Annotated in this window: 18 protein-coding genes; 7 read left to right on the forward strand and 11 right to left on the reverse strand. The window is 62.3% G+C overall.

Annotated elements, in window-relative coordinates; genetic code table 11:
• Nucleotides 1–146: 146 nt before the first annotated feature.
• The 3 genes from JFN93_RS18365 (at nucleotide 147) to JFN93_RS18375 (ending at nucleotide 2,155) form a co-directional block, all read left to right on the forward strand.
• Complete coding sequence (locus JFN93_RS18365) at nucleotides 147–590, forward strand: response regulator (RefSeq protein WP_199385590.1); 444 nt, start codon at nucleotides 147–149, stop codon at nucleotides 588–590.
• 675 nt (nucleotides 591–1,265) lie between these two features.
• On the forward strand, nucleotides 1,266–1,628 hold the full coding sequence (locus JFN93_RS18370; RefSeq protein WP_199385591.1) for a hypothetical protein: 363 nt from the start codon (nucleotides 1,266–1,268) through the stop codon (nucleotides 1,626–1,628).
• Between the two features lie 92 nt (nucleotides 1,629–1,720).
• A complete protein-coding gene (locus JFN93_RS18375; protein ID WP_199385592.1) occupies nucleotides 1,721–2,155 on the forward strand; it encodes a hypothetical protein in 435 nt (144 codons plus the stop codon).
• 117 nt (nucleotides 2,156–2,272) lie between these two features.
• Here the strand turns inward: JFN93_RS18375 and JFN93_RS18380 are convergent, their stop codons facing one another.
• Together JFN93_RS18380 and JFN93_RS18385 are read right to left on the reverse strand one after the other, a co-directional pair.
• Nucleotides 2,273–2,515, reverse strand: coding sequence for a hypothetical protein (locus JFN93_RS18380; RefSeq protein ID WP_199385593.1), 243 nt, complete (start codon nucleotides 2,513–2,515; stop codon nucleotides 2,273–2,275).
• Nucleotides 2,516–2,774: 259 nt separating this feature from the next.
• Nucleotides 2,775–4,397, reverse strand: a complete 1,623-nt coding sequence (locus JFN93_RS18385) for a methyl-accepting chemotaxis protein (RefSeq protein ID WP_199385594.1) — start codon at nucleotides 4,395–4,397, stop codon at nucleotides 2,775–2,777.
• Nucleotides 4,398–4,866: 469 nt separating this feature from the next.
• On the opposite strand from JFN93_RS18385, the gene JFN93_RS18390 reads away from it, so the two are divergent.
• The 3 genes from JFN93_RS18390 to JFN93_RS18400 all read left to right on the forward strand — a co-directional run bounded on the left by JFN93_RS18390 (nucleotide 4,867) and on the right by JFN93_RS18400 (nucleotide 10,934).
• Nucleotides 4,867–6,420 carry an efflux transporter outer membrane subunit gene (locus JFN93_RS18390; protein WP_199385595.1) on the forward strand — a complete coding sequence of 518 codons (1,554 nt, stop codon included), beginning with the start codon at nucleotides 4,867–4,869 and terminating at the stop codon, nucleotides 6,418–6,420.
• Between the two features lie 84 nt (nucleotides 6,421–6,504).
• The gene (locus JFN93_RS18395; protein WP_199385596.1) at nucleotides 6,505–7,638 is read left to right on the forward strand and encodes an efflux RND transporter periplasmic adaptor subunit; all 1,134 of its coding nucleotides are present in this window, start codon (nucleotides 6,505–6,507) and stop codon (nucleotides 7,636–7,638) included.
• A gap of 173 nt (nucleotides 7,639–7,811) precedes the next feature.
• The gene (locus JFN93_RS18400; protein ID WP_199385597.1) at nucleotides 7,812–10,934 is read left to right on the forward strand and encodes an efflux RND transporter permease subunit; all 3,123 of its coding nucleotides are present in this window, start codon (nucleotides 7,812–7,814) and stop codon (nucleotides 10,932–10,934) included.
• A gap of 184 nt (nucleotides 10,935–11,118) precedes the next feature.
• Here JFN93_RS18400 and JFN93_RS18405 read toward each other — a convergent pair whose 3' ends face one another.
• The 6 genes from JFN93_RS18405 to JFN93_RS18430 form a co-directional block, all read right to left on the reverse strand.
• Complete coding sequence (locus tag JFN93_RS18405) at nucleotides 11,119–12,744, reverse strand: methyl-accepting chemotaxis protein (protein WP_236021806.1); 1,626 nt, start codon at nucleotides 12,742–12,744, stop codon at nucleotides 11,119–11,121.
• Between the two features lie 862 nt (nucleotides 12,745–13,606).
• Complete coding sequence (locus JFN93_RS18410; RefSeq protein WP_199385598.1) at nucleotides 13,607–14,155, reverse strand: flavodoxin family protein; 549 nt, start codon at nucleotides 14,153–14,155, stop codon at nucleotides 13,607–13,609.
• Nucleotides 14,156–14,288: 133 nt separating this feature from the next.
• The gene (locus JFN93_RS18415) at nucleotides 14,289–14,615 is read right to left on the reverse strand and encodes a carboxymuconolactone decarboxylase family protein (RefSeq protein WP_199385599.1); all 327 of its coding nucleotides are present in this window, start codon (nucleotides 14,613–14,615) and stop codon (nucleotides 14,289–14,291) included.
• A gap of 14 nt (nucleotides 14,616–14,629) precedes the next feature.
• Nucleotides 14,630–15,688, reverse strand: a complete 1,059-nt coding sequence (locus tag JFN93_RS18420) for an NAD(P)-dependent alcohol dehydrogenase (protein WP_199385600.1) — start codon at nucleotides 15,686–15,688, stop codon at nucleotides 14,630–14,632.
• A gap of 100 nt (nucleotides 15,689–15,788) precedes the next feature.
• The gene (locus JFN93_RS18425) at nucleotides 15,789–16,790 is read right to left on the reverse strand and encodes an aldo/keto reductase (RefSeq protein WP_199385648.1); all 1,002 of its coding nucleotides are present in this window, start codon (nucleotides 16,788–16,790) and stop codon (nucleotides 15,789–15,791) included.
• A gap of 128 nt (nucleotides 16,791–16,918) precedes the next feature.
• Nucleotides 16,919–18,106, reverse strand: a complete 1,188-nt coding sequence (locus JFN93_RS18430) for an iron-containing alcohol dehydrogenase (protein WP_199385601.1) — start codon at nucleotides 18,104–18,106, stop codon at nucleotides 16,919–16,921.
• Nucleotides 18,107–18,426: 320 nt separating this feature from the next.
• Here JFN93_RS18430 and JFN93_RS18435 point away from each other — a divergent pair, with 320 nt between their 5' ends.
• A complete protein-coding gene (locus tag JFN93_RS18435; RefSeq protein WP_199385602.1) occupies nucleotides 18,427–19,320 on the forward strand; it encodes an AraC family transcriptional regulator in 894 nt (297 codons plus the stop codon).
• Nucleotides 19,321–19,480: 160 nt separating this feature from the next.
• On the opposite strand, the gene JFN93_RS18440 is transcribed toward JFN93_RS18435, so the two are convergent.
• From JFN93_RS18440 to JFN93_RS18450, 3 genes are all read right to left on the reverse strand, one after another.
• Nucleotides 19,481–19,795 (reverse strand): hypothetical protein, encoded by a 315-nt coding sequence (locus JFN93_RS18440; protein WP_199385603.1) that lies wholly within the window; start codon nucleotides 19,793–19,795, stop codon nucleotides 19,481–19,483.
• A gap of 79 nt (nucleotides 19,796–19,874) precedes the next feature.
• Nucleotides 19,875–20,021, reverse strand: a complete 147-nt coding sequence (locus tag JFN93_RS18445) for a hypothetical protein (RefSeq protein ID WP_199385604.1) — start codon at nucleotides 20,019–20,021, stop codon at nucleotides 19,875–19,877.
• Between the two features lie 133 nt (nucleotides 20,022–20,154).
• Nucleotides 20,155–20,556, reverse strand: a complete 402-nt coding sequence (locus tag JFN93_RS18450) for a hypothetical protein (RefSeq protein WP_199385605.1) — start codon at nucleotides 20,554–20,556, stop codon at nucleotides 20,155–20,157.
• Between the last annotated feature and the right edge of the window lie 70 nt (nucleotides 20,557–20,626).

Below are 20,626 nucleotides of genomic sequence, written 5' to 3' on the forward strand. Positions count from 1 at the left end.
AAGGGACGCGCGGGACCTTTCTGAGGACGTAAGTGGTGGTAATTCTGTACCATCGCGGCTGGCATACACCCTGCTTTGTGGTCAATAGGCCACGGAAAGCCCCCCAGTCAAAGGAGGGAGGGGGCGAGCTGGCGGAGGAGGGTGATATGGCGAAGAGATGTTTGATCGTCGATGATGATGCAATGAGTTGTGAAATGATGCACCGGATGCTCCGCGGTTACTTTCAGTGCACGGCAGTGATGAGCGGCCAACACGCCTGGGAGCTGATCGACCTGAATTACCAGGCCGGCACCCCCTACGAACTGATCTGCTGCGATCTCCACATGCCCGGTCTGGACGGCCGGACCCTGATCGGGAAGCTGCGCGCCCTGGAAGCGTCGGGGGAGAATGCGAACGAGAAGAAGACCAAGGTCTTTGTGGTAAGCGCGAGTAACTCGGCCAATGACATTGTAGATACGTTCATGAGTGGTGCCGCGGACGGGTACATTCTCAAACCCTGTCGTGCCCCACAGCTGCAACGGCTCCTGGCAGAAAACGGTTTCGATCCGGAACCAAACCCGCCGAATGCCCCACTGAGTGTTTTCGCCTGAGCAGTAAATGCAAAAGGACCTGGCGGTTATCGGCAGGTCCTTTTGGCATTATAAGGCTGCTTAGATTCAGCCCCCACCCAGGAAGGGGGTGGAACCAAGTCCCGATCCTCCTGGCGCGGGCAAGGCTGTATCGACAGCTGCGGTCGTCGATGACAGCAGATTCAGAAATTCTGTCAAATTTACCTCTGCGGTTGCACCTCGAAATCCCACCTTCGTCAGGGCTTTGACTCAGCTTTGCCGTCTTGATTAAATTCTTCCCCTCCTAAACGTGTACCAATTTCGGAAACAACGTGCAGGCTCCCGCTGCGGCGGGACTTGTACCGGCAATGGTTTTTGCCCCCCTCTACCGGTCCCCTTCAGAGTTGGACCGCGTCATTCTTTGCCAGAGCCCCATCCAGCCGCTGTTTACTCTCCTCCACCGCAAACGATCCCACGCCCTGCCAATTGTGCACGGGAAACCTTTGCCGCGTAAACCTCGGAACGGATGCTGCTCCAGTACGGTGCGTAGCGAAGAGGAGGCGCTGCACAGCAAGGCGGCCGCAGCCGTGTTTCGATCATTGGGAAAAACTGCCAGAACAACCATGAGGCCGGACCTCTTAAGGAAGGCCGTGAATGCGGACTGACTGAAGCATTCCAGGTTTTGGCACGACACGACACCGTAAGGAGGAGAAAGAAATGTCAGTAACGGGAGTATCTACCACGAGCCCGTCGCAAGCCACGTTGCAGCAGGACCTGCAGAGTCTCCGCAGCGCGTGGCAAAGCGGGGACCTCTCCACCGCGAAACAAAGCTTTGCGCAGCTGATGCAGGACATGCAAGGCCAGGGGGGCACGGGACAGCCCAAGGGTATGCATGGCCGTCATCACCATCATGGGACTGCCGGAGCCTCCCCGACGAGCAGTACCCAGACCGCATCCACCAGCAGCACAACCTCGGATCCCAACCAGCTCGCCCAGAACCTGTTGTCGGTACCGGTCAGCGGCCTGCTGGGATTCGACCCGACCGCGAATCCGCCGGCGGCCGGCAGCCTGCTTGCCTGACACAGCCAAACGTCCCACCCCTCCATGGGAGAGGGCGTCTTGGCTTTTTAGACTGGTTCACCGCAACTTACTATAAACAAAGGAGAAAAGACATGACTATCTCGAGCGTTTCCGGCAACACCCAGACTTGGCAGACCATGATGCAGCAGCGCAAGCAGGACTTCAGCCAGCTTGCCAGCGCCCTCAACAACGGCGATCTCTCCGGTGCACAGCAGGCTTTTGCCGACCTCCAGAACATCAGTGGCCAGGGACAGAACACCGCGAACTCCAGCCAGACCCAAAGCAGTTCGGCAACCGGGAGCAACAGCGGAAACAGCGGCGTCAAGAACGATTTCGCGGCCCTGTCCCAGGCCCTGCAGTCGGGTAACCTTGCCGATGCCAAAAGCGCGTTCGCAAAGATCCAGTCGGACATGAAGGCCCAAGGGGGGCGGCACCATCATCGCGGGGCCGGCTCCAACACCGACAGTCAAAGCACGACGAACTCGACGGCCCTGCTGGAAAACAGCACCATCAGCGTCTCGGCATAACTAGCCGGGGTTGCCTGAACTGAAAAGGGGCAAAGATGGCCGACGTTCGAGTCGGTCTGTCTTTGCCCCTTTTTTTCATGCTCCGTAGGTCGCCCTGCGATCCAAAGGAGCGCGGCGTCAGCTGGCTTTCTGCTGCAACGCTTCTTCGGCCCGCTGTTTTCTCCGTCTCTCGGCGCTGCGATACTCCGCCACCAGGTCGGGAAGGAACTGAGTGAGGTTCTCCAACCGCTCCTCAGTAATATGATAGGACCTGTTTTCTTGCTGCTCGCACGTCTTACTCAAGATATCGCTCTCCTCAAGAGGAAGACGCGGATCGACGAGCATGCGTAAGGCGATCGCCTTCTGTTGTTCGGTCATCATGTCAGGTCCCTGCCTTTGCGGAAGGATTCGTTCTTCATCCAGAAGTATGATGGCTGAGGGAAACTGTACTGTAAAAGGTAATATCTGAATAAGGAGAAACGAAGAAAGTTCAGTGAGGGAGTTGTGTGGTAAAAAGCAGCGAAGGTGATGATTCGGACAAAAAGGGCCGGCTAGAAGTAGCCGGCCCCTATTTTTGCGGCCTGGAGGAACGGTCGGTGCCCGATCGGAAAAGCAATGATTTCGGCGCCCAGCCCGGCTCTTACGCCGCCAGCCGGAAGCGCCCCACGTTTTGGTGCAATTCATCGGCAAGCCGGGTCAGCTCGCTTGCCGCATTGTCGGTCTCCTGCGCTCCCCGGGCGGAGTTGCGGACGATTTCGGTGATCCGCTGCATGTTCGCACTGATCTCGCTGGTCGTGGCGGTTTGCTCTTCCGCAGCCGTTGCGATCTGGCTTGCCTGTTGGGTGACCGCGGCGATTTGTTCGAGAATCGCTTCCAGGGCATCCCCCGAACGCGCCACCTCGCCGGTTCCTCTCTCAACCTCGCTTACCCCCTGGTTCATCGCTTCGACAGCTTCCTTGGTCTCGCCCTGAATGGTCTTGATCATCAGACCGATCTCGCGGGTCGCCTTGGTCGTTCTCTCCGCCAGCGCCCGTACCTCGTCGGCCACCACGGCAAAGCCGCGTCCCTGCTCGCCGGCCCGGGCCGCCTCGATTGCAGCGTTAAGTGCAAGGAGGTTGGTCTGGTCGGCGATGTCCTCGATGGTACCGACGATCTCGCCGATCTGTTCGGAGCGGCTACCGAGGCTTGCCACCGTGTCCGCAGCACTCTTGACGCAGCCCGCGATGGCTTCCATGGCGGAGATGCTCCGCTGCACCACGTGGGAGCCCTCTACTGCCGCATTGTGGGCCCGGCCGGCGGTCGTTGCCGTGATGTGGCAGCTGTTGGCAATGTCATTCGATGTCGCCGCCATCTCCTCGCCGGCGGTCCCGACCGTGTGCGACTGCTGCACGACTTGGTCGGCGCCGGTAACCATTTCCTTTGACGTGCTGTGCAACTGGGTCGCCGCCGAGGAAACGGCCATCGATGCCTTGGTTACCGCGCCGATGGTCTGCTTCATGTTGCCGACCATATGGTGCATGGCACGCAGGAGCTGAGCGACCTCGTCGGTGCCGCTGTGGTCGACGTCCACGGAGAGATCGCCCTCCGCGATGCGGTCGGCGACGGCAACGCAGGAACGGATCCGGCGAGTGATGGCCCTCGCGATGAGGCCGGAGATGAGAAAGCTGACCGCCAGGGCGGCGGCAGTGCTGGCGAGCAGGAGCACCTTTTCCGTTTTGCCGCTGCTGATGGCCGCTTCGGTCTTGGCTGCCGCGCGGGCCTGGAAGTAATCGTCGAGATCCTTGCTGGCGTCCCGCACCCGTTCGAAGGCGGCTTTGCCTTCGTTTTTGTAAAGCTCGATGAAGGAGGACCGGTCACCCTTCATCCCCGCCTCGATCAGCTTCTGGTTGGTCAGCTTGCCGGTGGCAAGGGCGTCCTTGAGTTTGCCCAACAGCCTTTGCCCGTCCTCGCTGGTGGCGTTCTTGGCGACGGCATCCAGTTTGGCCTTGTAGGCTTTGCGCAGTGCGCCAATCCCCTCCAACATCTTCTGCCGTTCGGCCTCGTCGTCGGTGAGGGCCAGCCCTTTGATGGCGTCGCTGATGCTGGCTGCGAAGGCCACGATGCTCCCTACGTCGTTGCGCACTTGGTCCACCGCTTCAACCTCCCTGAGCTGCCGGGTGCCGGCTGAAACCGACAGGATGCCGGTGCCGGAACATATCATGAGCAGCAGGGCGGCGATTCCGAACCCGAGGAACAGCTTAGTTTTAATACAGAAACCGGACATGGTGCCTCCCGGCCCGTCTCGGGCCACATTGAAATCGTCGAAGTTGCGGATGGAAACCCCTATCGACCGGTTGAAATAAAACTTGAGTACATAATTGCTGCATATTATTTACTTTTTCGTAAGGTGGGCCCTCGGCGTCGGTACCTGGTAACGGTTTCTCCGGCCCGGCAGTCGAGCCGCCACTCAGCCCCCCCGGTGTATCGAACAGTCAAATTCTTGCCAAGTAGTGAGCTACTGCGTCTTGGGCAGTCATTGGTCTTTTCTTAATAGTGGGCCTGGATGTGCTCACAGGCAAAGCGAGTAGCCGTTACTCTCACAATAGTCATTGTTTTCCATATGATATGCAAAGATTCTGGCCCGTTAGCTGAGAGAAGTTGTTTCAGTAAGGAAAATTCACTGACCCTTATCGTTTCGAGGCATAGCGGTATGGCAAAAGGTGGGTATACTTCGCGGATATGAGGGGAAAAGGATGAAGGCGATCCGTTTGGTGATAAATAGCATGCTTGCCGCAGCGCTTGGTTTGGCGGGATGCACCGTTGGCCCCGACTTTCGGGCGCCCGAGCCTCCCGCTCCCAGCGCGCGTACCGCGACTGTCCCGCCGGCGGAGAAGATCCCGGCCCAGGACGCAGCGGGTGGGGAACAGCGCTTCGTGGTCGGGGGAGAGATCCCGGCGCAATGGTGGCGGCTTTTTCAAAGCGAAAAGCTCGACGGGCTGATCCGGCAGGCGCTCAAGCAGAGCCCCACCATCGAGGCCGCCGCGGCGACCTTGCGTCAGGCCCAGGAAAACCTGACCTCGCGCCGGGGAGCGCTCAAATCGCCCAAGGTGGACGCAAACCTCGGCGTGAACCGGGAACACGTTTCGGGTGCGGCCTTCGGCGCCCCCGGCTCCTTCGACCTCACCCTGTACCAGGCGTCGGTCAACGTCTCCTACGATCTGGACCTCTTCGGCGGCGGTCGGCGGGAGTTGGAGGGACTTGCCGCGCAGATAGGGTACCAGCGCTTCCAGTTGGAGGGGGCGCACCTGGCGCTCTCCGCGAACATCGTGACGGCGGCGGTAAGCGAGGCATCGGCGCGGGCCCGGATCGCCGCGACCAAGGAGCTGATCGCGCTCCAGGAGCGGCTGCTCGCGCTCGTTGAGGAGCAGCAGCAGTTCGGGGCGGCAAGCCTGCCGGATGTACTCGCCCAGCGGTCCCAGCTTGCCCAGCTGCGTGCCAACCTCCCCCCCCTGGAAAAGGAGCTCGAACAGACCCGGCACCGGCTTGCGGTCCTGAGCGGCAGGTTTCCCGGCGATCCCGCGCTGCCGGCCTTTACTCTGGAGGAGCTGCGGCTCCCCCGGGACCTTCCGGTGAGCCTCCCTTCGGCGCTGGTCCGTCAGCGTCCCGACATCCGGGGGGCGGAGGAACTCTTCCATGCCGCGAGTGCGGACATCGGCGTGGCGACGGCAAATCTCTATCCCCAGATCAGCCTCACCGGGACCCTGGGGACCGAGGCGCTGAACGGTTCCGGACTTTTCAATGCCAACAACCTGGTCTGGGGATTGGGGGGGAGCCTGGTTGCCCCGATCTTCCACGGCGGCGAACTCAAGGCGAAGAAGCGCGCCGCAGTGGCCGCGTTCGAGGCGGCCGGGGCCCGGTACCGGGAGACGGTGCTGGAGGCGTTTCAAAACGTGGCCGACGTGCTGCAGGCGCTGGACCGGGACGCGGCAACCCTGGTGGCGCTGGGCGACGCGGAGACCGTGGCGCGGCAGAGTTTCGAGGTGAGCCGGGACCAGTACGGTTTCGGGGTGGTAAGTTATCTGACCCTGCTCAACGCGGAGCGGCAGTACCAGGAGGCACGGCTCGCGGTGGTTCCGGCGCGGGCGGCAGGTTATGCCGACACGGCGGCGCTCTTCCAGGCCGTCGGGGGCGGGTGGTGGAACCGGCCACCGGAAGAAAAGGTGACGCAACAGGGAGCAGGGGCGGCAAACAAGGATGCGGGCTCCTCGCGCAACGGGGGAACCCAACCAACCCCATCCTCCCCCTGACCTCCCCTTGAAGGGGAGGGGGCGCTGGGACCGGCTCCCCTGCTCCAGTTCCACCTTCGGCATCAATCAAGGAGTGCGGACGATATGAAATCGGGTACCAAGAAGGCCGTTCTGCTGGCGGGGGTGGGGGTGCTGGTCGTCATCGGCATCCTCGCGCTGCTGAAGTTCATGCAGATCAGGGCGATGATCGACAAGGCGAAGCATACGGTCCCTCCGCCGGAAACGGTGACCACGGCCCAGGTCGCACGGGAATCGTGGGAGAACACGCTGACGGCGGTCGGTACGCTCACCGCCGTACAGGGGGTGACGGTTGCCGCCGAACTAGCCGGCAAGGTTGCCGACATATCATTTGAATCCGGGAAGCTGGTCCGGAAGGGGGAGCCGTTGTTGCGCCAGGACATCAGTTCCGAAGCGGCCCAACTCCCCGGCGCCGAAGCCCAGGAATCGCTCACCCGGCTCATCCTCGAGCGCGATGCCAAGATGCTGCCGAGAAAGATCATCTCCCAAAACGACTACGACACCGCGGTCGCCAACCACCGCCAGGCGATCTCGCAGGCGAACAACATCCGCGCCACCATCGGCAAGAAGACCATCCGCGCCCCCTTCACCGGGCGCGCCGGCATCCGGCAGGTCAACCTCGGGCAGATGCTGCGCGAGGGGGACCCGATCGTCACCCTCCAGACCCTCAATCCGATCTATGCGGACTTTGCCATACCGCAGCAGGAAATCGGCCGGCTTAACCAGGGGCTGCCGGTCCGGGTCACCTGCGACTCCCTTCCCGGCGTCGTCGTCACCGGACGGGTCTCGGCCATCAACCCCATCGTCGACACCGACACCCGCAACGTCAGGCTCCGGGCGACCCTGACCAATGCCAGCGAACGGCTGCGCCCCGGACTATTCGTGAACGTGGCGGTGGGGCTGCCGGTACGCCAGCAGGTGCTGATCATCCCGACCACCTCGGTGCTCTATAATCCGTACGGCGATTCGGTGTTCATCGTGGCCGCGGATCCCAAACACAAGGGTGGCTTCGTCCTGCGCCAGCAGTTCGTGCGGCTCGGGGAAAAACGGGGGGATTTCGTCGCGGTGTTGAGCGGGGTGAACCAGGGGGATGTGGTCGTCAGCACCGGGGTGTTCAAGTTGCGTAACGGTCAGTCGGTGGTGGTCAACAACAAGCTGTCACCGTCGTTCCAGACGGCACCCAAGCCGGAGGATTCTTAAAGGCGGGGAGTGGGGACTCGGGGCTGGGGGAAAGCTGGAGCTTTGAACATCATTGCGTTCCCAAGGTGGACCTTGGGAACGAGGTTCGGGTGGAAATACGGGGGGCCCCTAAAGGCAAATCCCCCCCACCCCCTCTTTTTCAATCAAAGGGGGGAGGATAAGGGCTTATCGGTATGAAGATCACCGACCTTTTCATACGCCGTCCGGTGCTCGCGATCGTGGTCAACCTGATCATCGTGATCGCGGGACTGCAGGCGATCCGGACTCTCAACGTCCGCCAGTACCCGAAAAGCGAGAACGCCTCGGTGACGGTGACCACGGTCTACGTCGGGGCGAGCGCGGAACTGGTGCGCGGCTTCATCACCTCTCCCTTGGAGCGGGCCATCGCCGCTGCGGACGGCATCGAATACATGCAGTCCCAGAGCACGCTCGGGCTCTCCACCATCACCATCCGGCTCAAGCTCAACTACGACTCGACCAAGGCCCTCGCCGAGATCAGCTCGAAAGTGGACCAGGTGCGCCGGGACCTCCCGCCGGAGGCGGAAGTCCCGGTAATCAACATCGAGTCGGCCGACAGCCAGTTCGCCTCGGCATACCTGAGTTTCTCCTCCGATCTTTTGCAGCAAAACGAGATCACCGACTACCTGGTGCGGGTGGTACAGCCCCGGCTCTCGGCGATCCCGGGGGTGCAGCGCGCCGACATCCTGGGGGCCCGCACCTTCGCCATGCGGATCTGGCTCAAGCCGGACCGGATGGCGGCGCTCAACATCACCCCTGCGCAGGTGCGTCAGGCGCTCGCCGCCAACAACTTCCTCACGGCGCTGGGGCGGAGCAAAGGGAGCTTTATCCAGGTAAACCTCACCGCTGATACCAACCTGAGCACGGTGCCGGAGTTCAAGCAGCTGATCGTGCGCCAGTCCGGGGGGACGGTGGTGCGTCTTTCGGACATCGCCGACGTGGTGCTGGGGGCGGAGGATTACGATTCGGAGGTGCATTTTTCCGGGCAGACCGCGGTCTTCATGGGAATTTGGGCCCTCCCCAACGCCAACTCCCTCGACGTCATCAAAAGGGTCCGCGTCGAGATGGAGGGGATCGAGCGGGAGCTCCCCACCGGGCTGAAGGCGAACATCGCCTACGACGCCACCAACTACATCTCCAGCGCCATCACCGAAGTGCTCAAGACCCTGCGCGACACCCTGCTAATCGTCATGGTGGTGATCTTCCTGTTCTTAGGCTCCTTCCGGTCGGTGCTGATTCCGATCGTCGCGATCCCGGTGTCGCTGATCGGCGGGGTCTTCCTGATGCAGGCCTTCGGCTTCACGGTCAACCTCCTCACCCTGCTCGCCATCGTCCTCTCGGTGGGCCTCGTGGTCGACGATGCGATCGTCGTGGTCGAAAACGTCGAGCGGCACCTGGAGCAGGGGGAAACACCGCTGGAGGCGGCCCTGGCCGGAGCCCGGGAGCTGGTGGGGCCGATCATCGCGATGACCATCACCCTGGCCGCGGTCTACCTGCCGATCGCACTGCAGGGGGGGCTCACCGGGTCCCTTTTCCGGGAGTTCGCCCTGACCCTGGCGGGGGCGGTCACCATTTCCGGGGTGGTGGCACTGACGCTCTCTCCGGTGATGTCGGCGCGCCTGCTCAAGCCGGGAGGCGACCAGCGCGGCTTTGCCGGGAAGATCGCGCGCGACTTCCACCGCCTGCGGGAGTGGTACGGCAGACGGCTCGACACGATCCTCCGGGTGCGGCCGGCGGTCTACCTCGTCTGGCTGGTGGTAGTCCTCCTCACGGTGCCGATGTTCACCATGTCCGCCAAGGAGCTCGCCCCGATGGAGGACCAGGGGGTCATCTTCGGGATCGTCGACGCCTCGGCCAACTCGACCCTGGACCAAAACCACATCTTCGCCAGTGCGGTGAACCGCGCGTTCATGAGCATCCCGGAGACCGAGTTCACCTTCCAGATCACCTTCCCCAACTCTGGATTTTCCGGGATGGTGGCCAAGCCCTGGACCGAGCGCAAAAGGAACATCTTCCAGATCATGCCCGAGGTGCAGCAAAAGCTGATGGGGATTCCCGGGATCCAGATCTTCCCGGTGACGCCGCCGGCGCTGCCGGGGGGGGGCGACTTCCCGGTGGAGTTCATTCTCGCCTCGACGGCGGACACCGACCAGATCCTGGAGTTCGCCCAGAAGCTGAAGCTCAAAGCGATGCAAAGCGGCATGTTCGCGTTTCCCCCGATCATCGACGTGAAGATCGACCAGCCGGAGACCCGTTTCATCATCGACAAGGACAAGGTGGGGTCGCTGGGACTCAACCTGAGTGAGGTGGGGGGCGACCTGGGCGGGATGGTGGGGGGCGATTACGTGAACCGCTTCGACATCTCGGGGCGCAGCTACAAGGTGATCCCGCAGGTGAAGAGAGCCGGGAGGCTCAACCCGGAGCAGTTGGAGGGGATCTACGTTACCGGCCCCAACGGGCAGCTGATCCGCCTCAGTACGATCGCGAAAATCAGAGAGTCGGTGGTGCCGCGCTCGCTGAACCGGTTCCAGCAGCTGAACGCGGTGAAGATCAGCGGCGTCGCGATGCGCCCGTTGGACGAGGCGCTCCGTTACCTCGAAGGGGAGGCGGCCAAGATGCTCCCCAAGGGGTACGTCCTGGACTACACCGGCGAGTCGCGCCAGCTGCGCACCGAGGGGAACAAGTTCCTCCCCGCCTTCGCCCTCGCGGTGGTCCTGATCTTCCTGGTTCTGGCCGCCCAGTTCAACAGCTTCCGCGATCCCTTCGTCATCCTGGCCGGTTCGGTGCCGCTCGCCATGTTCGGCGCGCTCATCTTCACCTTCCTGAAGATGCCCGACCCGAATACCCCCTTTTTCACCCACGGCTGGACCACCACGCTCAACATCTACTCCCAGGTGGGGCTGGTAACCCTGGTCGGGCTGGTCTCGAAAAACGGCATCCTGATCGTGGAGTTCGCCAACAAGCTGCAACTGCAGGGGCGCGCCAAGCTGGAGGCGGTACGCGAGGCGGCGATGACCCGGCTGCGCCCGATCCTGATGACGACCGCCGCAACCATCGCGGGGCATTTTCCCCTCACCCTGGTCACCGGCCCGGGCGCGGCAGCCCGGAATTCCATCGGCCTGGTCCTGGTGGGGGGGATGTTCGTCGGCACCCTTTTCACGCTTTTTGCCGTGCCTTCCATTTACATGCTGATCGCGCGCGACCACAGCAAGGACCGGGAGCGGATGGGGGGCGAAGGGGGCACGGTGCCGGAGGGAGAGACGGCGGAGCCGTCGTAGGGGGACGGGGCGGGAGGGAAGGTCGCTCCCCCAGGGTAATCAAGCTGGGTCGGGAGTTGGGGGAAAGACGATCAATCGCGCCCGGAAGGGCGCTCCCACAGGAGGAACAGGAAGGGGATCGGCGGAATTTGCCGATCCCCTTATTTGTTTTACGCCCAACTATTCAAGCAGGGGTAAGGCTCTCTCAGATCCGGAAGCGCTGCACCAGGGTGTGAAGCCGTTCCGCGTTGCTGCTCAAAAGGGCGGCGGCTTGTGCCGACTCATGGGCGTTTTGGGCGGCGGTGCTGACCACGTCGTTTATCTGCTGGATGTTGAGGGATATCTCGGTGGTGGTGGCGGTCTGCTCCTCGGCTGCGGTGGCAATCTGGCTGACCTGGAGGTTCAAGGAGTCGATCTGCTGCAGTATGGTCTGCAGGGCCTCGCCGGAGCGGGCCGCCTCGGTGGTGCCGGAAGAGACCTGGTCCACGCCGGCCTCCATTACCGCTACCGCACCATTGGTTTCCGCCTGAATCATGGCGATCATCTGGGTTATTTCGCGGGTCGCCCGGGAGGTACGTTCCGCCAGGGCGCGAACCTCGTCGGCGACGACGGCAAAGCCGCGACCCTGTTCGCCGGCCCGCGCGGCCTCGATGGCGGCATTGAGCGCCAGCAGGTTGGTCTGATCCGCGATCTCCTCGATGGTCGAGCTGATCTCCCCGATCTGCTTGGAGCGGGAGCCGAGGCTCTCCACGGTCTTGGCGGATTCCTGCACCTTGGTGGCGATGTTGGTCATGGAGACGATGGTGGTGTCGACGATGACCGCCCCGCTCTGCGCGGAGGTGGTGGCAAGGTGGGCTTCCTGCGCGGCCTGCTGGCAGTTTTCGGCAATCCCCTGGCTGGTCGCGGTCATCTCCTCGCCGGCGGTGGCGACGGTCTGTGCCTGGCTGGCAATCTTTTCGGTGGCCGTGGCGATCACGTCCGAACTCTCACGCAACTGCAGCGCTGCCGAGGAGACCTCGTCGGCCGACCGGAGGAGTTGGGCCATCATATCCTGCATGTTTCTGCGTACCTTTTCGGCGCTTGCCGCGATCATTCCCAGTTCGTCGGAACCCTTCTGGGTAAAGGCGGTGGCAAGGTCTAAGTTGGCCAGATTGCCGAGATCGAGTTCCAGTTGTGCGATCGGGAGCAGGACCTCTTTTCTGATGAATACGAGGGTGATGATCGTGCCGAAGGCGCAAGCCACCGCCATGGCGCCTACGCTCCAGACGATACCCTGGCGGCTTCGTGCCTCCGCTTGGTGCGAGCTTTCCGCGGCAAGGGTCTTCAACCGCTGGGCCGCCTGCGACAGAAGCTCGCTCGGAGCCCGGTCCATCCCCTTCACCGCTGCATCCCCGGCGCTGCTTGCAAAGCCGGAATCCTTGAAGGCGTTGAGGCCCTTCCGGTAATCCCATCCCATCTTTTGATGCGCCGCCAGGAAGTGTTCGACCAACGCCCTCGATTCGGCATCGTCGACCGTTTTCAGCAGCTCGGTCATCCCGTTGCGTACCAGGGATTCCTGCTTCTCGAACTGACCCCAGTACTTGTCGAGGTCGGCCGGGTTGCTGCCGCGCAGAAGGGTGTCCTTCCATTCCTGGACCTGTTTTTTGAAGTCGGCCTGGACCGAGAGCACCTGCACCGCATTTCGGTACTGGCGGTCGACGTCGTCGCGAAAGGTGCGGACGCTGTTCCACATCATGAGGAACCCAAGGCCGGCTGCGGCAATGAGCATGGCTGCGCCAAAGGTAGTTGTTGCAAAAAGCTTGTTGCGGACACTGTTTCTAATCCAGTCCATGTACTTACCTCTCTGGGTGATGGGGGGGTGATGTCTTGTTGCCGGTAACACAATGAGGGGGTTCAGCAGGGTAAAGAGAGTGTAACAAAATACTGACAGTATTGTTACCTTCGCTGCTGACTGTTCCTTGCTTTTCTGTTTGAGAACTCGCGCCAGGATCACCTGCTGTGCCAGTGCACCTGTTCACGACGCCGACCCGGATGCGCAAACCGTGAACACGTCGGGGGGGAGCCTTCTGGGGAAAGTGTTGAAAATGCAGGTGTTATTGCTGGCATGAACCGTGCTGTTGGGGATCGTGGCTGCTATTTGGCGAGGTATTGAAAAGTACTTCAGTCCGACGCTTCTCGAACCGATACACATCAGCACCGGGCGCCGCTGCCGGCGGGGACGGTAACAGGAAGGGCTGTGGCACAGGCACGGCAGAAAGGGGATGGGTAATGAAGGACACGCTTTCGGTGACGGTTTTCATCCTTATCGTGGTGATGTACTGCGTAGTGCATGCGGTGGCCAACCTGGTCAACAAGGTGGTTCCGATCGAAGAGGGCGAGCAGCCTTGAAGCCTTTTATAGCACGGGACGTATTCTGAGGAATATACCGGGAAAACCCTACCCTGTTACCGAAAAACAGTAGGGATAGCACACTGTTATCCCTGTGCCTGCCGCTGGTTCACCGGTGGGGGATGGCTGCCTAGCTGTGCATAGCGAATAACGAGGAAAGGGGACCGGCAGGTTAATCTGCTGGTCCCCTTTTGCATTGGCTGCGGATTTGGAAGAGATTCTTCCGATGACCTTTCGGGGGGGGCAAGGGTGACGGGGAGCCGGCACCTTTGGGAGCCCGTCCCCGAATCGTGCCCACCCTCACGTTAAACGAGGCTCTGTCCGAGCGCTTCGGCGCGCTGCAGTCCGTCCGTTTTCAAGACGTCATCCTTGTCGTGCAGTCCGGGTACGATGACGATGCCGCTATCCTTCCAGCCGAGGAACTCGGCGATCAACTGGTACGACGTCACGATGCCGTCGAATTTCCTCACCTCGCTGTCTCCCCCGCTGACAACCAGTGCGCACTCCTTGATCTTCAACGGCCGGTTCCCGATGAAAAAGGCATAGAACTTGTCGATGGCCGCTTTCAGCTGGGTTGGGAAAGAGAACCAGTAAAGGGGTGTTGCCAACACGAGCATGTCGGCCTGTTCGACGAGTGGGGCGAGCGCATTGAAGTCGTCCGCAAAAGAACAGGCGACTCCCTTGCTGAAGCAGGTCTGGCAGTCGACACATCCCCTGATGTGCTTGTCTGCGGTTGCGTAGCGGACCGTGGTGTGTCCGGCCTTTTGGGCCCCGGCGATGAAGGCATCGGCCAGTTTGTCGGTGTTGCCACCTTTCCTGGGGCTGCCGGTGAGGACGAGGATGTTTTTAGGCATGGGTACTCCTTCGTTATCTTTTCTGGTAGAGCGACATCCCTGGCGCGATCATCGGTAGTCGGTAGTGAAGGGCGTGCTGCCCGCCTACCTGCAAAGTGATAGCTTCTCGCGAAGCGGGCACCACCTGCCTGTCTCAGCCGGCCCGCTGCCCGCAGATCTCCTTGGCGAGTAGGATGGCGCTCATCGCCGTGGGCCAGCCGGAATAGAAGGCGAGATGGGTTATCGGCTCGATCAGCTCTTCCTTGGTTACCCCGTTGTCCAGCGCCTTTCCCAAGTGAAAACGCAATTGTTCGGTGCGGTTCAGGGCGACCAGGGCGCTCACCGTTACCAGGCTCCGGTCGCGCGGGGAAAGCTCCGGGCGCTCCCAAACATCCCCGAACAGGACGTCGTCGGTCAGTTCAACCAGCTTCGGGGCGAAGTCGCCGATCAGCTTCTTTGCTGCGGAAGGTTCTTTACTCATCGTGGTATCTCCGTTCATTCGGACCTCAGGGAGGCCATGTCGATGGAGAAGCGGTATTTGACGTCGGACTTGGCCATCCTCTCGTAGGCTTCGTTGATCTTCTGGATCGGGATGACTTCGACGTCGGCGGTGATGTTATGAGCTCCGCAGAAATCCAGCATCTCCTGGGTCTCGGGAATCCCGCCGATCGGGGAGCCGGAGAGGCTGCGCCGCCCGAAGATCAGCCCGAAGGCGGAGACGGCAAGCGGCTTGTCGGGGGCTCCGACCAGGGTGAGGTTGCCGTCGACCTTGAGCTGGTTCAGGTAGGCGTTGATGTCATGTTCGGCCGCGATGGTATCGAGGATGAAGTCGAAACTCCCGGCATGCTGCTGCATCTCTTCGGGGTTGCGGGAGATCACCACCTCATCGGCCCCCAGGCGCAGGGCGTCTTCCTTCTTGCCCGGTGAAGTGGTGAAGACAACGACGTGGGCGCCGAAGGCATGGGCGAATTTCACCCCCATGTGGCCGAGCCCGCCCAGCCCGACGATCCCGACCTTTTTCCCCTGGGTGACGCCCCAGTGACGCATGGGGGAGTACGTGGTGATGCCGGCGCAAAGCAGCGGCGCCACGCCGGAGAGGTTCAGGTTGGTCGGGACGCGCAGCACGAAACGCTCGTTGACGACGATGCTGTCCGAGTACCCGCCGTAGGTCACCCCGCCCAGGTGCTTGTCCGGAGAGCCGTAGGTGAGGGTCATGTCGGCACAAAACTGCTCGTGCCCGGATTCACAATGGGGGCAGGTCTGGTCGGTGTCGACCATGCAGCCGACGCCGACCACGTCGCCGGCCTTGAACCTGGTGACGGCGGCGCCGACCTTGGTGACCCGGCCGACGATCTCGTGCCCCGGAACGCAGGGATACACGGTCGGCATCACGCTGTGCCATTCGTCGCGGGCGTAGTGCAGGTCGGAATGGCAGATGCCGCAGAAAAGGATTTCGATCTGTACGTCCCGCACGGTCGGCTCCCGGCGCGGGATGGTGGCGGAGGCCAGCGGAGAAGTCGCGCTGGCTGCGGAATAAGCTTTTACGTTGAACATGTGTTTCCTCCATGTGGGTGGGAAACCCATCCTCACCCTGTCCCTCCCCTTGAAGGGGAGGAGACGTCAGATGTTCCCTCCAGGTAGTAACGCGAGCTTTTCAGCGGTTGGTCATCTGTTCCAGGGTTTCCGGGTAGCGTTCACCCTCGACCTTGATCCGGGCGGAGGCGGCATCGATCTCGCGAAGGTCGTCCGGCGTCAGTTCGATAGCCGCCGCTCCCAGGTTTTCCTCCAGACGCTCCAGCTTGGTGGTGCCGGGAATCGGCACGATCCACGGCTTCTGGGCGAGGAGCCACGCTAGGGCGATCTGGGCCGGAGTTGCCTTCTTCTTGGCCGCGATGCTCCCCAAAAGGTCGACCAGAGCATGGTTTGCCTTGCGTGCCTCCGCGGTAAAACGGGGGAGGTTGGCGCGGAAGTCGCCGCTTTCGAAGGTGGTCTTCTCGTCGATCTTCCCGGTGAGAAAGCCGCGTCCCAGCGGGCTGTACGGCACAAAGCCGATACCGAGCTCTTCCAGGGCCGTGAGCAGTTCTTCCTCCGGGCGCCGCCACCACAGCGAGTACTCGCTTTGGACTGCGGTCACCGGCTGGACCGCGTGCGCGCGGCGGATCGTCGCCACCGCCGCTTCGGAGAGGCCGAAGTGCTTGACCTTTCCTTCCCGGATCAGCTCGCCCACCGCTCCGGCTACCTCTTCGATCGGCACGTCCGGGTCGACGCGGTGCTGGTAGAAAAGGTCGATCACGTCGGTCCGGAGCCTTTTCAGGGAGGCTTCGGCAACTTCCTTGATGTGCTCGGGACGGCTGTTCAGGCGCGGTCCCCCCTGGTTGCCCCGGGGATCGGTGCCGGTGGCAAAGCCGAATTTGGTGGCGATCACCACCCGGTCGCGCAGCGGGGAGAGCGCCTCGCCGACCAGCTCCTCGTTGATGAACGGACCGTAGACCTCTGCGGTATCGAAGAAGGTCACTCCGCGCTCGACAGCGCCCCGCAGCAGCCGGACCATCTCTTCCTTATCTTTCGGAGGGCCGTAGGAAAAGCTCATCCCCATGCAGCCGAGCCCGATGGCGGATACTTCCAGACCGTTTTTCCCCAGTTTTCGCTTTTGCATGTCGTTCTCCTTTTCCATGATGGAGAGGACGAATTTGTACCCCATCCTCACCCTATCCCTCCCCTTGAAGGGGAGGGGGCGCAGGGATTGCTTTCAACGCAGCGTTACATGGATCTCCTTTGTAGGTGCTACAGCGCCGAGCGGAGCAGGTTGACGATCTCGGCCTCGCTCAGCGCGGGACGCCCCGGCAGACGGCGCTGGTCATCGTGGGCGATCCGCACCGTTTCCTGGGCGTAGCGCGCCAGGAGCGCGTCGCCGATGCGCAGCTCGGAGAGACGCGTCGGACAGCCGATCGAGCGGAGGAACGACTCGAAGCTCGCGATCCCCTCCTGTGCGCAACCGGCGGGGTCGCTCCACTTCGCCGGCACGCCGAACACCCGGTGGGCAAACTGCGCGAAGCGCTCCGGGCGGGATTCGGCGGCATAGCGCATCCAGGCCGGATTCACCACGGCAAGTCCCGCTCCGTGGGCGACATCGTGGTGGGCGGACAGGACGTGCTCGATCATGTGGACCGGAAACGGCGCGTCAGTTCCGATCTGCACCCAGCCGTTCAAGGCCACCACCGACGCCCATTGTATCTGGGCCCGCGCCTCGAGATCGTTTCCGTCGGCAACCGCCTTGGGGCCCCATTCCAGCGCCGTCGCGACCACCCCTTCGGCGAAACGGTCCTGCACCGGGGTCCCGTCGACGCCGTTGAAGTATCCTTCGGTCACGTGGGTGATGAGATCGCAGATGCCATAGGCCGTCTGATCGGCCGGGACGCTCACGGTGAGCTCCGGATCGACCACCGCGGCGACCGGATAGAGGCACTCGGCCATGACGAAGGATTTCTCCGTCGTCTGCTCGTTGGTGATGACCGCGCCGCAGTTCATCTCGGAGCCGGTGGCGGCGAGGGTCGGCACGGTGACGACGGGGAGCGCGCGGGTGGGGAGCCGTTGCCGGTCCTGGCCGTGGGCGATCATGTCCCACGGGTCCCCCTCGTAGTAGACGGCTGCGGCCATCACCTTGGCGGCGTCCATGGTGCTGCCGCCACCCAGCGCGATGACCACGTCGCACCCTTCGCGGCGCGCGAGCTCTGCGCCGCGGAGCACCGTGGAAAGGCGGGGATTGGGCTCGACGCCGGAACATTCGATGACGGTCACGCCGGCGGCATTGAGGCTGACCACGGCGCGGGCGAAGACGCCGCTGCGCTTGACGCTGCCGCCACCGGTAACGAGCAGGGCGCGCTTGCCGTGGCGGCGTACCACCTCCCCCAGGCGCGCGAGCGCCCCGGCGGCGAAGATCAGGCGGGTGGGATTTTGAAACTCGAACTGCATGCTCTCCTCCTCGGGCAACGCTGGATCCGGTTGCCCCTGTTGATGATCGGATCGTACTCCCGATCTCGCAGCGAGAGGTAGAATGATTCTGCCCGATTCTTGCCCGATCGTCCGGACGCTGCAAAAAATATTGTAAGGCCAGGTTGAGTCGGGTAAGGTGCTGGTCAGGGGGCAATGCAGGGAAACAGGTTGATTTCCCCCCCCCGGGCCGGAGCCGGGCTTTGCTGCATCAGAGGCTGCCTTCCGCCCGGTTGCGGCAGAAAACGCGCCGGGAAGGGCGCTCCCCCCGTCGATGGCAAGCGTGAAAAAAGGAGCAGGCGATGGAACTTGCGCTGGAGGAACTGAAAAACAGTATTGCCCGATGGACCGAGAAGGGAGAGCTATTTGCCTCGCCGGTGCCGGGGCTGTCGCTCTTTCGCCGGGACGAGCCGACCCAGCCGATGAGCGGCATGTATGAGCCGAGCGTCTGCCTGGTGGCCCAGGGTGCCAAGCGCGTGCTGCTTGGTGACGAGGCGTATCAGTACGACGCGAACCACTACCTGATCACCTCGGTGCACCTCCCCACCATCGTGCAGATTACCGAGGCGAGCCCGGAGAAGCCCTACCTGGGGCTCAAGCTGAAACTGGACCAGCGCGAGATCTCGCAGCTGATCGTGGACAGCAACCTCCCTTCGGCTCCGGTGCAGTCCAGCCGCGGCATGGCGACCAGCAAGATCACCTTGCCGCTCCTTTGCGCCTTTCAGCGCCTGATCGACCTCCTCGACGAGGAGCGGGACATTCCGATCCTGGCGCCGATCATCCAGCGGGAAATCGTCTACCGGTTGCTGGTCGGGGAGCAGGGGGGGCGCCTGCGCCAGATCGCCTCGGCGGGAAGCCAGAGCCAGCAGATCGCCCGGGCGCTCGACTGGCTCAAGGACAACTTCAACCGGCCGTTGCGCATCGATGATCTCGCCGCCGAGGCGCGCATGAGCAGTTCGACCTTCCACCACCACTTCCGGTCCATGACGGCATTAAGCCCATTACAATACCAGAAGCAGCTCCGCTTGCACGAAGCCCGGCGCCTGATGCTGGCCGAGCACGTCGATGCCGCCACGGCTGCGTTCCAGGTCGGCTACGAAAGCCCGTCTCAGTTCAGCCGCGAATACAACCGGTTCTTCGGGGCCCCGCCGCTGCGGGACATCAACAACCTGCGGCAGATGGGAAACGGGGCGTGAGTTTGTTTTATTGGGAACGGGTTGGAACGGCTGGCGGCTCAGGCGGGGCGAAAAAAAAGGGACCCTGCCACTTTTCGCTGGAAAAGTAGCAGGGTCCCTTTTTTCATGCCCGGGCCTCGGTGGTCTGGCCTGCGTGAGGGGGGGGCTGATTCGGCTTTGGCTATTGCTTGGTGAAGGTCATCACCCCGTCGCCTCCTTCAGGCGCGAGCTTGTCGCCGTTGAGCTGGAAGGTCAGCATGTTGCGGTCCTGGGCCGACTGAAGCTTGACCTGGCCGTTCTTTCCCATGCTCCATTTAATCTTCATCGGTTGACCGACACCAAGGCTCAACGTGGCGGTATGGTCGGCGAAAAACTCTATCTTCGCTGCCTTGCCGCCCTGGGCTTTGCCAGATTCCCATTGTCCTACCAGTTCATTTTTACCCTTGCTGCAACCAAATACTAATAACAAAGCACTTAATAACAGAACCTTCTTCATCTCCATCTCCTCCTATTGGAATAGTGTTTCCAAAGGTACAGGATGATAGCACAACGGGCTATGCATGGAAAGGGTAACCTCAGAAGCGTTCAAATCCGACGTCCAACGGGTCGCCGCCTAAATCGACAGTGGCAGCTGCGGCAACCGGCATGCGCTGGATCCTCTGCTGGGAAACCGCGATGGGGGCGGCCTTGGACTGGGGCAACTTCCGGGAAGCCATTTTCACCCTGCGTCCTCCCGCCTCCCCCACGTTGAAAAAGGCGATGGCTGCCTGCAGCTGTTCCGCCGCCGGCGACCTCAGGGATGAGGAGCCGGCCTTTTCATGTCGACGGATCGGGAATGGATTAATAGCGGTGCGGTCAGGGAGCGGGGGCACCCGCGCGAGCGGCTTTGCGCTCCAGTGCGGCAAGATCATCGTTCAACTGCTTCAGGTGGCTTTCCTCCCGCCGGACCTCTTCGAGCTTGCCGTAAAACGCCGCCCGGGCGCGGGCCGGGCTGGACAGCGGGTTCCGGTTCACGTAGGGATTTTCCTCCGGTTTTACCTTCTTCCCCTGCGCCAGTTTCTCTTCGTACTCCTTGATCTCTTTGGCGGTGGGGAGCCTTCCCTTCTGAACGATCCAGCGGTGCTTGAGCCGGGCGAGTTCGGCCCGGTTGCGGTCCAGCTCCTCCTGGGTTTCCTTGAGCGCGGTCCGAAGCCGACGGTACTCAGCCTGCAGGGGCGGTTCCTGCTTTTCGGTCCGCGCCGAAGTTTGGTTCCCCATCGGGGACGTCTCCTCCGCGGCATGACTGACGGCGGGGATGCCAAAGAAAACGACGGCTGCGAGAACTGAT

The sequence above is a fragment of the Geomesophilobacter sediminis genome (genome assembly GCF_016458275.1).
GTDB lineage: Bacteria > Desulfobacterota > Desulfuromonadia > Geobacterales > Geobacteraceae > Geomesophilobacter > Geomesophilobacter sediminis.